This is a genomic window from Kitasatospora sp. NPDC048298 (assembly GCF_043201465.1).
GTDB lineage: Bacteria > Actinomycetota > Actinomycetes > Streptomycetales > Streptomycetaceae > Kitasatospora.
In genome coordinates, this window is sequence record NZ_JBICYZ010000005.1 from 77497 (window position 1) to 93367 (window position 15871).

The following is a 15871-nucleotide window of genomic DNA, read 5'->3' on the forward strand; positions in this document are numbered from 1 at the left end:
CCTTTCCGGGGGATGGGGGTCCTTCGGGTCATCAGTCGGTGAAGCGCAGGTAATATTTCACATGTGACCGGTCACGTGGAAGAGGCTGGGGCAAGTGGAAGGGGCAAGTGGAAGGGGCGCCGCACCCGGCGGTGCGACGCCCCTCGGCACTCCGCCCGGGGCGGTGCGACGGATCACTCCAAAGAGGCCCGCAGGAAGGCGAGTTCGGCCTGGGCCAGCTGCTCCAGCAGCCCGCCCGGGGTCATGTGGGTGGCGCCGGGCAGCGGCAGCACGTTGTGCGGGCGGCCGGCCCTGGTGAGCGCCTGGGAGAGCAGCAGGGTGTGCGAGGGGTGGACGTTGTCGTCCGCCAGCCCGTGGATCAGCAGCAGCGGCCTGGCCAGGCCGGGCGCGTCGGTGAGCAGGCAGTCGTCGGCGTAGCCCTCGGGGTTCTCCTGCGGCAGGTCCATGTAGCGCTCGGTGTACGCGGTGTCGTAGAGCCGGAAGTCGGTGGGCGGGGCGCCCGCGCAGGCGGCGTGGAAGACGTCCGGGCGGCGCAGCACGGCGAGCGCCGCGAGGTAGCCGCCGTACGACCAGCCGCGCACGCCGACCCGGCCGAGGTCGAGGTCAGGGTGCTCCTCGGCGAGCGCGTGCAGGGCGTCGACCTGGTCGTCCAGGGTCACCCGGGAGAAGCGGCGGAAGATGGTCCGGCTGAAGGCGGGGGAGACGAACGGGGTGCCGCCGTTGTCGACGGTGACCACCGCGAAGCCCTGGTCGGCCCACCACTGCTTGAGCTGCCAGCGGCGCGGCTCGTTGGCCACCGCCTGGTAGCCGGGCCCGCCGTAGACGTCCAGCAGGACGGGCAGCCGCCGGCCGGGGACGTGGCCGCGCGGGTACACCACGGCGGCGGGCAGGGCGCGTTCGGTGACCCGGGAACGCTGCGGCTCCACCCGGTGGGGCAGCGGGGCGCTGAGGTCGGTGAGCGGCAGCTCGCGGCCGTCGAGGCTGACGACGCGCCGGACGCCGCCGGCGTCGGCCGAGGTGAGCAGCAGGGTGTCGGCGGCGGCGAGGGCGGTGTGGGTGCCGGGGCCGGAGGCGAGCGGCTCGGGGGCGCCGCCGTCCGGGTCGATCAGGTGGACGTACTGGTCGAAGGGGTCGCCCTCGCCGGTCTCGCAGAGCAGCCGGCCGCGCAGCCGGCCGACGACCCGGCGGATCTGCAGGCCGGTGGTGTCCAGCGGCTTGCCGTCCAGCGCGAGGCCGCGGGCCTGCGGGGTGTCGTGGACGGTGAGCAGTCGGCCGTCGGCCAGCCGGGCGGGGGTGCCGGGCAGGTCGTCCACCCAGAACTCGTCGGTGGTGCGGGAGAGTTCGTCGGTCCTGCCGGTCTGCGGGTCGGCGCTCAGCAGCAGCACGTTCTGCTGCAGGCGGTCGGCGACGGTGAGCAGCACCTCCCCGTCGGAGGCCCAGGAGGCGGCGCAGACGTACGGGAACTCCTCGGCGTCCCAGTGCAGTCGGACCCGGGTGCCGTCGAGGCCGAGCACCCAGAGCTGGACGTCCGCGTTGGGGCCGCCGGCCTGCGGGTAGGCGAAGTCCTCGGGCGCCTCGCCGGGGTTCGCCGGGTCGGCGAAGTACCGCCGGGGGACGGCGGACTCGTCGACCCGGGCGGCCAGCAGCGCGCGGCCGTCCGGGCGCCACCAGTGGCCCCGGTGGCGGCCGAGCTCCTCGGCGGCGGCGAACTCGGCGACGCCCCAGCGGGCGCCGTCGGCGGGGGAGAACGGTTCGAGGGCGGGGGTGACGAACAGGGCGTCCCCGGCGACGTAGGCGACGCGCTGCCCGGTGGCGTCCGGCCGGGGGTCGAACGCGGGCCCGGCGACCGGGAGTTCGTCGCTGGTGCCGGCGGCGGTGTCGGTGCGGAACAGCCGGCCGTCCAGGGTGAAGACGGCGGTGGAGAGGTCGGCGGTGGCGGCGTACGTGCCGATCCCGGCGGCGACCAGCCGGGTGCGCTCGCGCAGCCGGCGCTCGACGGCGGGCAGGTCGTCGCGCCGGCCGGTGCGGCCGGGCAGCAGTGCGGCCGGGTCGGCGACCAGCCGCTCCTCGCCGGTGGTGGTGTCGAGCAGGTGGAGGCGGTCGACCGGGTCCTCCGGACCGGTGGAGCGGAGCAGCAGCAGCCGGGTACCGTCCTCGGCGAAGGTGTACGCACGCGGTGCGCCGAAGGTGAACCGGCCGGTACGGGCGCTGAGGGCAAGGAAGGCGTCGGTGATGGTCACGGCCCGATGGTGGTCGCGAGGTGCGCGCCCCGACCAGTAGTCTGTCATGTGAAATGTCACACATCAGTGTGAGTGTCAGCCAGCGGAGGAAACCCGTGATCGAGGACCTGCGGACCGCCGAACCCCCGGCCCCGTTGCCCGCCGCCGACGGGCTGTTCAGCGTGTCGCCGGCGGCGCACCTGAACCACGGCTCGTTCGGGGCCGTGCCCGTCCCGGTGCAGCGGGCGCAGGAGCGCCTGCGCGTCGAGCACGAGCAGGACCCGGACGGCTTCTTCGCCGACCTCCCGGCCCGGATCGCCGCGGCCAGGACCCTGCTCGCCGCCGAACTGGCCACCGACCCGGACCGGCTCGCGCTGGTCTCCAACGTCACCGAGGCGGTCGCGATCGCCCTCGACAGCATCCCCTTCGCGCCCGGCGACCGGATCCTGGTCACCGACCACGGCTACGGCGCGGTGACGCGGGCCGCTGCCCGCAAGGCCGCCGAGACGGGCGCCGAGGTCGTGGTCGCCCCCGTCCCCCTGGAAGCCCCCGACGAGCAGGCCGTCCGGGAGGCCGTGCTCGCCGCCGTGGACGACCGCACCACCGTCGCGATCCTCGACCAGCTGACCTCGCCCACCGCCCGCCTGGTGGCCGGCCCGGCGCTGCTCGCCGACCTGCGCGCCCGCGGCGTCACCACCGTGGTGGACGGCGCCCACGCACCCGGCATGCTGCCCGCCCCGATCGACCCGAACGCCGACTTCTGGTTCGGCAACCTGCACAAGTGGGCCTTCGCCCCGCGCGCCACCGGGGTGCTCGCCGTCCGCCCCGAGTGGACCGCCCGGATCCGCCCGCTGGCGCTGTCCTGGGAGCACGACAAGGGCTTCCCGGGCAACGTCGAGTGGCGCGGCACCTGCGACTACACGCCCTGGCTGGCCGCCCCGGCCGGCTTCGAGCTGCTGCGCGGACTCGGCCACGCGGCGGTGGCCGCCCACAACACCGCCCTCGCCGGGTACGGCCGCCGGGTGCTGGCCGAGCGGGCCGGCCTGGCCCCGCTGCCCGCGACGCCCGGGGTGTGGATGAGCACCGTCCGGCTGCCCGCCGGGTACGGCGAGACCGAGCCGCAGGTGAAGGCGCTGATGGCCGAGGTGTGGCACCGGCTCGGCGCCCGGATCGCCGTCCGCCCCTGGGAGGGCGGCGGGGTGCTGCGGGTCAGCGCGCAGCTCTACAACCGGCCGCAGGAGTACGAGCGGCTGGCGGACGGGCTGGTGGAGCTGCTGAAGGGCTAGCCGCTTCGAACCCGAAACCGTCCCGATCACCCGGAGACATTTGCGACCATGGAACCGGGAGAGGAGTGATCCCGTCGCACGGAAAAACGGTGCTATCGATGTCACTCCTCCCGGGTAACCTCTCGCTGAGATGCGAGATCACACCAACCACACCCGGACGGCGATGAACACCCCCGATCCAGAGCCCCAGGACGACCAGGAGCTCAGCCCCGCCGAGGCGTACGCGGCCAGCCGTCGCCGGGCCCAGGAGCAGGCCACCGCCCTGTACGGCTTCCAGCAGCTGTACGACTTCCCGCTGGACGACTTCCAGCTGGAGGCCTGCGAGACGCTGGAGGCCGGATCCGGCGTCCTGGTCGCCGCCCCCACCGGCTCCGGGAAGACCATCGTCGGCGAGTTCGCCGTGCACCTGGCCCTGGCCTCGGGCCGCAAGTGCTTCTACACCACGCCGATCAAGGCGCTCTCCAACCAGAAGTACGGGGACCTGGTCAAGCGCTACGGCGCCGCCAAGGTCGGCCTGCTCACCGGCGACAACTCCGTCAACGGCGACGCACCCGTGGTGGTCATGACCACCGAGGTGCTGCGCAACATGCTCTACGCGGGCTCCAGCACCCTCGACGGCCTCGGCTACGTCGTGATGGACGAGGTGCACTACCTCGCCGACCGCTTCCGCGGCGCCGTCTGGGAGGAGGTCATCATCCACCTCCCCGAGTCGGTCACCCTCGTCTCGCTCTCCGCGACCGTCTCCAACGCCGAGGAGTTCGGCGACTGGCTGGACACCGTGCGCGGCGGCACCAAGGTGATCGTCTCCGAGACCCGCCCCGTGCCGCTGTGGCAGCACGTGATGGCCGGCAACCGGATGTACGACCTGTTCGCCAACCCCGACCGGGACGGCCGCCCCAAGAACAACCTGAAGAACCCTGGCAAGGCCGTCAACCCCGAGCTGGTCCGGCTCGCCCGCTCCGAGCTCGACCGCAACCCGCGCGACCGCTTCGGCCGCGGCCGGGGCCGCTCGATGCCCAACGGCCGTCCCGGCCGGGTCTGGACGCCGGGCCGGGTGGACGTCATCGACCGGCTCGACGCCGAGGGCCTGCTGCCCGCGATCACCTTCATCTTCAGCCGGGCCGGCTGCGAGGCCGCCGTCCAGCAGTGCCTCAGTTCCGGGCTGCGGCTCAACAAGGACTCCGAGCGCGCCCAGGTCCGGGCCTTCGTCGAGGAGCGCTGCGCCGACATCCCCGACGAGGACCTGCACGTCCTCGGCTACTTCGAGTGGCTGGACGGGCTGGAGCGCGGCATCGCCGCCCACCACGCCGGGATGCTGCCCCGGTTCAAGGAGGTCGTCGAAGAGCTCTTCGTGAAGGGCCTGGTCAAGGCCGTCTTCGCGACCGAGACCCTCGCGCTCGGCATCAACATGCCCGCCCGCTCGGTGGTCATGGAGAAGCTGGTCAAGTGGAACGGCGAGACCCACGCCGACATCACCCCCGGCGAGTACACCCAGCTCACCGGCCGGGCCGGGCGGCGCGGCATCGACGTCGAGGGCCACGCGGTGGTCCTCTGGCAGCGCGGCCTCGACCCGGAGGCGCTGGCCGGCCTGGCCGGCACCCGCACCTACCCGCTGAAGTCCTCGTTCCGGCCCTCGTACAACATGGCCGTCAACCTGGTCTCCCAGTTCGGGCGGCACCGCTCGCGCGAGCTGCTGGAGACGTCCTTCGCCCAGTTCCAGGCGGACCGCTCGGTGGTCGGCATCGCCCGCCAGGTGCAGCGCAACGAGGAGGGGCTGGAGGGCTACCGCGAGTCGATGACCTGCCACCTCGGCGACTTCGACGAGTACATGGAGCTGCGCCGCCGGCTCAAGGACCGCGAGAACGAGATGGCCCGCGAGGGCACCAGCCAGCGCCGCGCGGCCGCCGTCGAGTCCATCGAGCAGCTGAAGCCCGGCGACGTCATCCACGTGCCCACCGGCAAGTTCGCCGGCCTCGCCCTGGTCCTCGACCCGGGCCTGCCGCCGGTCAACCGCTCCGGCCGGGGCGGCCCGCGCCACCCCGACTTCCAGGACGGCCCGCGCCCGGTGGTGCTCACCGCCGAGCGGCAGGTCAAGCGGCTCGCCATGATCGACTTCCCGCACCCGGTCGCCGCCATCGAACGGCTGCGCATCCCCAAGTCCTTCAACCCGCGCAGCCCGCAGTCCCGGCGCGACCTCGCCTCGGCACTGCGCACCAAGGCCGGACACCTGGAGCCCGAGCGCTTCCGGCGCGGCCGCGCGGCCGCCGCCGACGACCCGGAGATCACCCGGCTGCGCACCGAACTGCGCCAGCACCCCTGCCACGGCTGCTCCGACCGCGAGGACCACGCCCGCTGGGCCGAGCGCTACCACCGGCTGCACCGCGACACCGAACTGCTGGAACGCCGGATGCGCTCGCGCACCCACACCATCGCCCGCACCTTCGACCGGGTCTGCGCGCTGCTCACCGACCTCGGCTACCTCAGCGGGGACACCGTCACCGACGACGGCAAGCGGCTCGGCCGGCTCTACGGCGAACTCGACCTGCTCGCCTCCGAGTGCATCCGTGAGGGCGTCTGGAGCGGCCTGGCCGCCGCCGAACTCGCCGCCTGCGCCTCGGCGCTGGTGTACGAGGCCCGCCAGTCCGACGACGCCGGCGCCCCCCGGGTGCCGGAGGGCGCGGCCAAGGAGGCACTCGGCAAGATGGTCCGGATCTGGGGCCACCTGGACGCCCTGGAGGAGCAGCACCGGATCAACACCGCCGAGGGCGTCGGCCAGCGCGAGCCCGACCTGGGCTTCGCCTGGGTCGCCTACCGCTGGGCGCTCGGCCACAACCTCGACCAGGTCCTGCGCGACGCCGACATGCCGGCCGGCGACTTCGTCCGCTGGACCAAGCAGCTGATCGACGTCCTCGGCCAGATCCAGGACGCCGCCGGCGAGGACGCCGAACTCCGCAGGACCGCCCGCAAGGCCGTCGACGGCCTCCGCCGCGGCATCATCGCCTACTCCTCCGTCGGCTAGCCGCCCGAACCCCCGCAGGGGCCCGCGCGTTCGCCACGAACGCGCGGGCCCCTCGGCGTGTGGCGGCTCAGCGGGTGGCGAGGGCGTCGAGGAGGCGGTCGAGGGAGGTGCCGAGGCCCCAGCGGGTGGAGAGTTCCTCGAGGGTCATGGGGTAGAGGGGTTCGCGGGGGAGGGCCGGGTCGAAGTCCGGGAGGGGGGCGTCGTCGGCGACGCGGACGACCTTGGGGGCGACGTCGAGGTAGGCGGCGCCGTCGACGATGTTGCGGCGGCGGGCGGGGGTGAGCTTGGAGGCGACGTCGAGGGCGGCGGCGCGGATGGCCGCGAGGTCGCCGTACTCGTTGATCAGCTGGGCGGCGGTCTTCTCGCCGATGCCCTTGACGCCGGGCAGGCCGTCCGACGGGTCTCCGCGCAGGGCGGCCATGTCGGCGTACCGGGCGCCGCGCACGCCGTACTTCTCCAGCAGCACCGCGTCGTCGGTGACCTGGAGGTTGCCCATGCCCTTGACCGGGTAGAGCACGGTGATCCCGCGGGCGTCGTCCACCAGTTGGAAGAGGTCGCGGTCGCCGGTGACGATCTGCACCGGTCCGGTCGAGCGGGCAGTGAGGGTGCCGATGACGTCGTCCGCCTCGTAGCCGGGGGAGCCGACGCGGGCGATGCCGAGGGCGTCCAGCACCTGTTCGATCACCGGGACCTGCGGGGCCAGGGTGTCGGGCACCTCCTCCTGGCCGTCCTCGGCCGCCTCGGCGACCCGGTGGGTCTTGTAGGAGGGGACGAGGTCGACCCGCCACTGCGGGCGCCAGTCGGCGTCCATGCAGGCCACCAACTCGTCGGGCCGGTGGTCGTGGACCAGCCGGGCGATGAAGTCCAGCAGGCCGCGGACGGCGTTGACCGGCTCACCCTGCGGCGAGCGCAGGGTGTCCGGTACGCCGAAGTAGGCCCGGAAGTAGAGGCTGGCGGAGTCGAGCAGCATCAGTCGCGGTGCGGTCACGTGTCGAATCATGCCGTACGGGGATGACGGACGGACGGTTCTCAGTGCTCGTGCGGGCCGGCGCGGTGGACCGGGCCGTGGGCGTCGGCGCAGTGTTCGGCGGCGGTGTCGGACGGGGTGGCGATCTGCAGCAGCGCGCCGGCCTCGTCCTCGCCGACGTGGTCGACCTGGAGGGTGGAGTGGGTGATGCCGTACTCGTCCGCGAGCCGGCGCTGCAGGGAGCGCCGCACCGCGTGGCAGTCGCCGCCGGGGGTGACGAGGACGTGTGCGGACAGGGCGGGCTGGCCGGAGGTGATCTCCCAGATGTGCAGGTCGTGGATCTCCTCCACCAGCGGCTCGGTGACCATCCGGTCGGCCACCGTGTCCGGGTCGATCCCGGCCGGGGCGGCCTCCAGGAAGATCCGCCCGGAGTCGCGGACCAGCGCGATGCCGGCCTTGAGCATCAGCGCGACGACGATCAGCGAGGCGATGGCGTCGGCCCGGGCGAAGCCGGTGGTCAGGACGACGGCGCCGGCGACGGCGGTGGCGATGAACGCGTACAGGTCGGTCAGCACGTGCTGGAAGGCGCCCTCGACGTTCAGCGAACTGCGGTTGGCCTTGGACATGCACCAGGTGGCCGCGAGGTTGACCACGATCCCGACCAGCGCGGTGACCAGCACCAGCGAGCCGGTGACCTCCGGCGGTTCGAACAGCCGGGTGATCGCCTCGTAGCCCAGCCAGGCCGACAGCACCAGCAGGGTGACGCCGTTGGCCTGGGCGGAGAGGATCTCGGCGCGCTTGAGGCCGTAGGTGTAGCCGCCCCGGGCCGGGCGGGCGGCGAGCCGCATGGCGACCAGCGCGAGCGCGATCGAGGCGGCGTCGGTGAGCATGTGCGCGGCGTCCGAGATCAGCGCCAGGGACTGGGCGGCGAAGCCGACCGCGACCTCGCCGGCCATGAAGACGACGATCAGGGCGAGGGCGCCGAGCAGCCAGCGTCGGTCCGCGTCGGCGGAGACACCGTGCGAGTGGCCGCCGTGGCCGCCTGAGCCGTGCGCGTGCCCGCCGGAGCCGTGCGCGTGCGAGTGCTTGTGGTCATGCGCATGATCATCGTGCGAATGCTCGTGCCCGGCCATGGAAGTCCTCTCTGGGCGCACGGGTGGGAAAGGGGGCGCGTTGCGACCGCCCCGCAACCGAAGTGAACCGCAGAATCGACAAAGATCCAAAGGCTGTACTGGTGACCGTTGTCGTTGCCGTTCAGAGGGGCGCACCCGGTGCGTTCCGCACCCGGCCGAACAGCCGAAATCCCCTGCCCCCGCGCCCAGTTGTGCTACCCCAGCACCAGTGTGTCGAGGACCGCCGCGGTGGCCGCCCGGACCAGGGCCCGCATCAGCCGCAGGTCGTCCCCCTGCTCCGGGTGCCACTGCACCCCGAGCGTGAACCCCGGCCCCTCCACCGCCTCCACCGTCCCGTCCGGCGCGTGGGCGCTCACCCGCAGGCCCGACCCCACCCGGTCGACGGCCTGGTGGTGGAAGGTCGGCACCTCCAACTCGCTCTCCGGCAGCAGCCCGCCCAGCAGCGTCCCCGGCACCGGGCGCACCGGGTGCGAGCCGTAGCGGCCGGGCGAGCCGCCGTGCACGTCCACCGGCACCACGTCCGGCAGGTGCTGCACCAGCGTCCCGCCGCACACCACGTTCAGGATCTGCATCCCCCGGCAGACCGCCAGCAGCGGCATCCCCGCCGCCAGCGCCGACCGCAGCAGCGCGACCTCCCAGGCGTCCCGCTCCGGCGAGTCCACCTCCGTCGCCGGGTGGGCCGGCTTCCCGTAGTAGGCGGGGTCGATGTCCGGCCCGCCGGCGATCACCAGGCCGTCCAGCCGGGCCAGCACCTCCGGCGCGCGCTCCGGGGCGTCCGGCGGCAGCAGGACCGCGATCCCGCCGGAGTCCCGGACCTGCGCGGTGTACCGCTCGGGCAGCAGGGCCACCCGGCGGCCCCGCCAATCGCTCCAACTCGCGTCCACCAGGTAGGTGCTGACGCCGATCAAAGGCCTGCGATCCATGGCGCGCATTCTCCCCCCGAAGGGGCTGATCCACCGTCAGCCACGCGCGTCGGCGCGCCACGGGCGGCCGGCGTCGCGTCGGTTCCCCGCCGGACCCCGCCCGCCCCCTCCCGACACCCGCCCGCCCTCTTCCGCCCCGCGAGCCGCAGGCCGTACGGTTCGCTGTGACCGCTTGATCTCGAAGAGTGATCGAGGAGGAGGGCTCGGCCATGCCCGATACGCCCGAACTGTCCGAACGGGCCGCCGCCGGCGCGCCGTCCCGGCCGCCGCTGACCCTGGACGGCCTGCGCGCCCTGGTGGACGCCGGCGAGGTGCACACCGTCGCGCTCGCCTTCACCGACATGCAGGGCCGTCTCCAGGGCAAGCGCTTCGCCGCCCGGTTCTTCCTCGACGAGGTCGCCGAGCACGGCGCCGAGGCCTGCGACTACCTGCTGGCCGTCGACGTCGACCTGAACACCGTGGACGGCTACGCCTTCTCCTCCTGGGCCACCGGCTACGGCGACTTCGCGATGCGCCCCGACCTCGGCACCCTGCGGCTGACCCCCTGGCAGCCCGGCACCGCCCAGGTCACCGCCGACCTCGCCCGGCACGGCGGCCACCCGGTGGACGCCGCCCCGCGCCAGCTGCTGCGCCGCCAGATCGCCCGGCTCGCCGAGCACGGCCTGGCCGCCGACATCGGCACCGAGCTGGAGTTCCTGGTCTTCCGCGACACCTACGAGCAGGCCTGGCAGGGCGGCTACCGCGGCCTGACCCCGGCGAACCTCTACAACGTGGACTACTCGATGCTCGGCACCGCCCGGGTCGAGCCGCTGCTGTCCCGGATCCGCACCGAGATGGCCGGCGCCGGCCTGGTGGTGGAGTCCGCCAAGGGCGAGTGCAACCTCGGCCAGCACGAGATCGCCTTCCGCTACGCCGACGCCCTCACCACCTGCGACCAGCACAGCGTCTACAAGACCGGCGCGAAGGAGATCGCCGCCCAACTCGGTTGCGCGCTCACCTTCATGGCCAAGTACGACGAGCGCGAGGGCAACAGCTGCCACATCCACCTCTCGCTGCGCGACGCCGTCGGCGCCCCCGCCTTCGCCGACCGGGACGGCCGGATGACCGATACCATGCGGCACTTCCTGGCCGGCCAGCTGGTCGCGCTGCGCGAGTTCGGCCTGCTGTACGCGCCGAACATCAACTCCTACAAGCGCTACCGCCCGGGCTCCTTCGCCCCGACCGCCGTCGCCTGGGGCCGGGACAACCGCACCTGCGCCTACCGGGTGGTCGGCCACGGCCCCGGCCTGCGGATGGAGAACCGGGTGCCGGGCGGCGACGTCAACCCGTACCTCGCGGTGGCCGGGATGATCGCGGCCGGCCTGCACGGGCTGCAGCGCAAGCTGGAACTGCCCGCACCCTGCCTCGGCAACGCCTACGCGGTCGAGGAGTACGCCCGGGTGCCCGCATCGCTGCGCGAGGCGGCGGACCTGTGGGCGCAGAGCGCCCTGGCCCGGGAGGCCTTCGGTGACGACGTGGTCGACCACTACCTGAACATGGCCCGGGTCGAGCAGGCCGCCTACGACGGGGCGGTCACCGACTGGGAGCGCTACCGATCCTTCGAACGGATGTGACCCGTGACCGAGCCGAACGCGAACGTGAACGCGGACGCGGACGCCGAGAGCAGCAGCAGCGTCCGCAATCCCGCCACCGGCGAGGTGCTCGCCACCGTCCCCGACACCACCCCCGGGCAGCTGGACGCGGCCGTCCGGCGCGCGGTGAGGGCCCAGGCCGGCTGGGCCGCGCTGGCCCCCGGCGAACGCGCCCGGCTGCTGCGCCGGTTCGCCGACCAGGTCGAGGTGCACGTCCCCGAACTGGCCGCCCTGGAGGTGGCGGAGGCCGGCCACCTCCTGGCCAACGCCCACTGGGAGGCTGGCAACGTCCGGGACCTCCTGGAGTACGCGGCCGGGGGAGTGGAGCGGCTGACCGGCCGGCAGATCCCCGTCCCCGGCGGCCTGGACGTGACCTTCCACGAGCCGGTGGGCGTGGTCGGGGTGATCGCGCCGTGGAACTTCCCGATGCCGATCGCCGCCTGGGGCTTCGCCCCCGCCCTGGCGGCCGGCAACGCCGTCCTGCTCAAGCCCGCCGAGGCCACCCCGCTGACCGCCCTGCGGCTGGCCGAACTCGCCCTCGCGGCCGGCCTGCCCGAGGGCCTGTTCCAGACCGTCCCCGGCGCGGGCGCCACCACCGGCCGGGCCCTGGTGGACCACCCGGCCGTCCGCAAGATCGTCTTCACCGGCTCGACCGTCGTCGGCAAGGAGGTCGCCGCCCGCTGCGCCGCCCACGCCAAGCGGGTCACCCTGGAACTCGGCGGCAAGAGCCCCAACATCGTCTTCGCCGACGCCGACCTGGCCCGCGCCGCCGACCCGATGTCCTTCGCCGACAACAGCGGCCAGGACTGCTGCGCCCGCAGCCGGATCCTGGTCCAGCGCGAGGTGTACGAGGACTTCCTCGCCCTGCTGCTGCCCGCCGTCGAGACCCTGCGCACCGGCGACCCGGCCGACCCGCAGGCCCAGCTCGGCCCGCTGATCTCGGCCGCCCAGGTCCGCCGGGTGTCCTCCTACGTCACCCCCGACCTGCCGGTGCTGGCCCGCGGAAAGGTCCCGGACGGGCCCGGCTACTGGTACCCGCCGACGGTGGTCGCCCCCGGGGACCCGGAGGTCCCGGCCGTCACCGAGGAGATCTTCGGCCCGGTCGCCGCCGTCCTGCCGTTCACCGACGAGGCCGACGCGCTGCGGCTGGCCAACGCCACCCGCTACGGGCTGTCCGGCTCGATCTGGACCCGGGACGTCGGCCGGGCGCTGCGCCTGGCCCGGGGCGTACGGGCGGGCAACCTGTCGGTCAACTCGCACTCCTCGGTGCGCTACTGGACGCCCTTCGGCGGCTACGGCGAGTCCGGGGTGGGCCGCGAGCTGGGGCCGGACGCGCTGCGCCACTTCACCGAGACCAAGAACGTCTTCATCCACAGCGAGGAGTGACAGCCCGATGAGCGAGAAGCACGCCGCGCGGGACGAAGCCGTCTGCCGCCGACTGGTCGGCCGCACCGCCGTGGTCACCGGCGCGGGCAGCGGGATCGGCCTGGCCGCCGCCCGCCGGCTCGCCTCGGAGGGGGCGAAGGTGGTCTGCGCCGACCTCGACGAGGACACCGGCCGGGCCGCCGCCAAGGAGGTCGGCGGGCTGTTCGTGCACACCGACGTCACCGACCCGTACATGGTCGAGGCGCTGTTCGACGAGGCGTACGAGACCTACGGCAGCGTGGACGTCGCCTTCAACAACGCGGGCATCTCGCCGCCCGAGGACGACTCGATCCTGACCACCGGACTGGACGCCTGGCGGAAGGTCCAGGAGGTCAACCTGACCTCCGTCTACCTGTGCTGCAAGGCCGCGCTGCCGTACATGCGCCGGCACGGGCGGGGCTCGATCATCAACACCGCCAGCTTCGTGGCCCGGATGGGCGCGGCCACCTCGCAGATCTCCTACACCGCCTCCAAGGGCGGGGTGCTGGCGATGTCCCGCGAGCTGGGCGTGCAGTTCGCCCGGGAGGGCATCCGGGTCAACGCGCTCTCGCCCGGACCGGTGGACACCCCGCTGCTGCGCGAGCTGTTCGCCGCGGACCCGGAGCGGGCCGCCCGCCGGCTGGTGCACATCCCGCTCGGCCGGTTCGCCCGGGCCGAGGAGATCGCCGCCGCGGTGGCGTTCCTGGCCAGCGACGACTCCTCGTTCATCACGGCGAGCGAGTTCCTGGTGGACGGCGGCATCTCCGGGGCGTACGTGACCCCGCTGTAGGCTCGTCCCCGTCGGCGCACCCGGGTTCTCACCGGAATCTCATCGAAAACGGCCGGAATTTCCGGCTGCGCTGATTTCGCGCTTATCCGGCTGCCTTTAGATTTCTCTACCGTGAGCGAGCAGATTCCCGCCGGGTGGTACCCGGACCCGAAGGACACCTCCGGCGACCCGAGGCCGCAGCGGTGGTGGGACGGCAGGGGCTGGACGGCCGACACCCGGCCCGCGCCCTCGGACGCCCCGGCACCGGGCGCCCCGGCGGGCGCTCCGGACTCCCCGCAGGCGGAGCCGACGGCCGCCGCGGCCCCGCAGCCGGGGACGGCCGAGCAGCCCCGGGTGCTGGAGGGCGAGGTGCTGGACAGCGGCCCGACCGTCCGCTACCCGGAGCCGCCGCCCTTCGGTACCGCCTACGGCTCGCCCGCCGGGCCGCCGCGCAAGCCCCGGCGCAAGCCCTCCAAGCTGGTGGTCGCGACCACCCTCGCCGCCCTGCTCGGCCTCGGCGCGGGCTCGGGGATCACCTACCTCGCGACGGACGGCCACCAGGACCGCGACCCACGCAGCGCCCGCCCGGCCCCGCAGGGCGGCAACGGCCCGTGGGGCGGCATCCCGGGCTTCGGCGACCCCGGCGACGGCGGGAGCGGGGACGGCAAGGGCGGCAAGGGCGGCAACGGGGGCGGGGGTGGCAACGGCGGCGGCCGGACCCGCCCGAGCACCGACCAGGCGATCGACGTGGTCAACCGGATCGTCCTGCCGGTCCCGGACGGCTGGCAGGGCGGCACCACCGACAAGGGGTACGCCATGCTCACCGTCGGCTCGTACACCTGCGTGGACGGCCAGGACCAGTGCTCCCTCGGCGGCGCGAACACCGGCCGGATCACCGGCGGCGGCACCGACGTCCAGGCGGCGGCCAAGGCCGACATCGCGTCGGCGGCCAAGGACTCGTACGGCGACGTCACCGGGCACCAGGAGCTCAAGTCCGAGGCCGTGAAGGTCAACGGCCAGGACGGCTACCTGGTCCGCTGGAAGGTGGACGTGCCCAAGGGCAACAGCGGCTACGTGCAGACCGTGGTCTTCCCGTCCGCCGACGGGAAGTCGCTGCTCTCGGTGCACTTCGGCTTCGACATCGCCGACAAGTCGCCGGACGTCGCGGTGATGGACACCATCGTCCAGGGCATCACCACCTACAAGGGCAAGCTCCCGGCCATCCCCGGCCTGCCCGGGACCGGCTCCGGCGGGCCCGGCGCGGGCGCCGACGCCGGCGGCACCACCACCTGAGCCCCGCGCTCCTCACACCACACGGCGGCGGCCCACCCGGAGGGAAACCGGGTGGGCCGCCGTTCGTCGTCGCGCGGGGTGGTGTCACGGGACCGGGCCGGACGGGGGAGTGGCCGGCCCGGTCCCGCGCCCGGCGTCAGGAGTCGCGTCGAACAGCCTCGACACGACGGCGCCGGAGCACCATGCCGGCCCAGCCGACACCGATCGCGGCGGCGCCGGCGAGCAGCAGCGGACCGGTGGCCGAGGTGCCGCCCACGGCCGCGGAGGCGGTCGGGATCACCCGGCCGGCCGGGGAGTCCGGGTCCCCGCCGTGGCCGTGGTGGGCGACCGTGGACTTGGAGGCGTCGGCCGCGATCTGGGCGTCGCTGGGCGCGGCCGGAGCCTGGGCGGCGAGCGCCGACACGGCGGTGGTGGAGGCGCCGAAGTCGACGTCGGAGCAGGAGTAGAAGGCCTCCGGGCTGTCGCTGCGCTGCCACACCGTGTAGAGGACCTGACGGCCGGTGCGCTGCGGCAGGGTGCCGGAGTAGGTGTAGAAGCCGTTGACGGCGTTGCGGTCGACCTGCACCTTGGCGACCGGGGTCGAGTCGAGGTCCGACCACTTCAGCGGCTTGGTGGGGTCGTAGCTCGGCTTGGTGATGTAGACGGTCTGGGTGCCGACGTGCGGCGCGGTGGTGCGGAACTGGAAGGTGAAGGCGCCGGCCTTCACCGCGGTAGCCGGCCAGTCGGTGCGCGGCCAGTCCAGCGCCGCGTACTTGTCCCGGTTGGCCGAGCAGAGCTTGCCGTCCGGGATCAGCGTCTGGGAGTTGCCGTTGGCGTTGGCGATGTTGACCTCGTTCCAGTCGTACAGCGGCTGGGTGCCGCCGGCGGCGACGAGGTCCTTGCAGACCTGGGACACCGGGTGCTCGGGGCCCTCGGCGTAGCAGGCGGCGACGCGGCTCACGGGGTTGGTCATCGTGCCGTGGGCGCTGGCGGTACCGGCGGTGGCACCGGCCACCGCGACGACCGCGGCGCCGATCACGCCGACGGACAGGGCGGTTCGCTTGATGGACATGGGGTGGGGACTCCTCGACCGTCGTTCCGGGCGTGTGTGGGGGAACGGGCACGCCTGCCCGTTCGGGAGCCGCCGGCCCGGCGCGCGACCCCCGGGCCGAAGCGTAGGATTGGTCTGGACCAGAAGGCAATAGCCGCGCGTGCTGCGCTTGTTGACGGACTGTAGGCCCCCGAGCA

11 protein-coding genes are annotated in these 15871 nt (G+C 73.8%); 6 read left to right on the forward strand and 5 right to left on the reverse strand.

The features are described 5' to 3' along the window. Positions 1-173 precede the first annotated feature (173 nt). The gene (locus ACGF0D_RS05995) at positions 174-2240 is read right to left on the reverse strand and encodes a prolyl oligopeptidase family serine peptidase (RefSeq protein WP_392914126.1); all 2067 of its coding nucleotides are present in this window, start codon (positions 2238-2240) and stop codon (positions 174-176) included. Positions 2241-2335: 95 nt separating this feature from the next. Between ACGF0D_RS05995 and ACGF0D_RS06000 the strand changes: the two genes are divergently transcribed. Both ACGF0D_RS06000 and ACGF0D_RS06005 read left to right on the forward strand, forming a co-directional pair. Beyond that, positions 2336-3505: an aminotransferase class V-fold PLP-dependent enzyme gene (locus tag ACGF0D_RS06000; RefSeq protein ID WP_392874491.1), complete on the forward strand. Its 1170-nt coding sequence runs from the start codon at positions 2336-2338 to the stop codon at positions 3503-3505. Positions 3506-3668: 163 nt separating this feature from the next. After that, positions 3669-6524: a DEAD/DEAH box helicase gene (locus ACGF0D_RS06005; RefSeq protein WP_392875756.1), complete on the forward strand. Its 2856-nt coding sequence runs from the start codon at positions 3669-3671 to the stop codon at positions 6522-6524. A 67-nt stretch (positions 6525-6591) separates the two neighbouring features. On the opposite strand, the gene ACGF0D_RS06010 is transcribed toward ACGF0D_RS06005, so the two are convergent. The 3 genes from ACGF0D_RS06010 to ACGF0D_RS06020 form a co-directional block, all read right to left on the reverse strand. After that, complete coding sequence (locus tag ACGF0D_RS06010; protein WP_392914127.1) at positions 6592-7524, reverse strand: 5'-3' exonuclease H3TH domain-containing protein; 933 nt, start codon at positions 7522-7524, stop codon at positions 6592-6594. Between the two features lie 29 nt (positions 7525-7553). After that, entirely contained in the window at positions 7554-8624 is a 1071-nt protein-coding gene (locus ACGF0D_RS06015; RefSeq protein ID WP_392874497.1) for a cation diffusion facilitator family transporter, read from the reverse strand. Between the two features lie 194 nt (positions 8625-8818). Beyond that, positions 8819-9547, reverse strand: a complete 729-nt coding sequence (locus ACGF0D_RS06020) for a gamma-glutamyl-gamma-aminobutyrate hydrolase family protein (protein WP_392914128.1) — start codon at positions 9545-9547, stop codon at positions 8819-8821. Between the two features lie 209 nt (positions 9548-9756). Between ACGF0D_RS06020 and ACGF0D_RS06025 the strand changes: the two genes are divergently transcribed. The 4 genes from ACGF0D_RS06025 (at position 9757) to ACGF0D_RS06040 (ending at position 14644) form a co-directional block, all read left to right on the forward strand. Then, on the forward strand, positions 9757-11160 hold the full coding sequence (locus tag ACGF0D_RS06025; RefSeq protein WP_392874502.1) for a glutamine synthetase family protein: 1404 nt from the start codon (positions 9757-9759) through the stop codon (positions 11158-11160). Positions 11161-11163: 3 nt separating this feature from the next. Beyond that, positions 11164-12564 carry an aldehyde dehydrogenase family protein gene (locus tag ACGF0D_RS06030; protein WP_392914129.1) on the forward strand — a complete coding sequence of 467 codons (1401 nt, stop codon included), beginning with the start codon at positions 11164-11166 and terminating at the stop codon, positions 12562-12564. A 7-nt stretch (positions 12565-12571) separates the two neighbouring features. After that, a complete protein-coding gene (locus tag ACGF0D_RS06035; RefSeq protein WP_392874508.1) occupies positions 12572-13372 on the forward strand; it encodes a 3-oxoacyl-ACP reductase in 801 nt (266 codons plus the stop codon). 111 nt (positions 13373-13483) lie between these two features. After that, positions 13484-14644 (forward strand): DUF2510 domain-containing protein, encoded by a 1161-nt coding sequence (locus ACGF0D_RS06040; protein WP_392914130.1) that lies wholly within the window; start codon positions 13484-13486, stop codon positions 14642-14644. Between the two features lie 136 nt (positions 14645-14780). Here the strand turns inward: ACGF0D_RS06040 and ACGF0D_RS06045 are convergent, their stop codons facing one another. Further along, the gene (locus ACGF0D_RS06045) at positions 14781-15695 is read right to left on the reverse strand and encodes a lytic polysaccharide monooxygenase (RefSeq protein WP_392914131.1); all 915 of its coding nucleotides are present in this window, start codon (positions 15693-15695) and stop codon (positions 14781-14783) included. Positions 15696-15871: the final 176 nt, after the last annotated feature.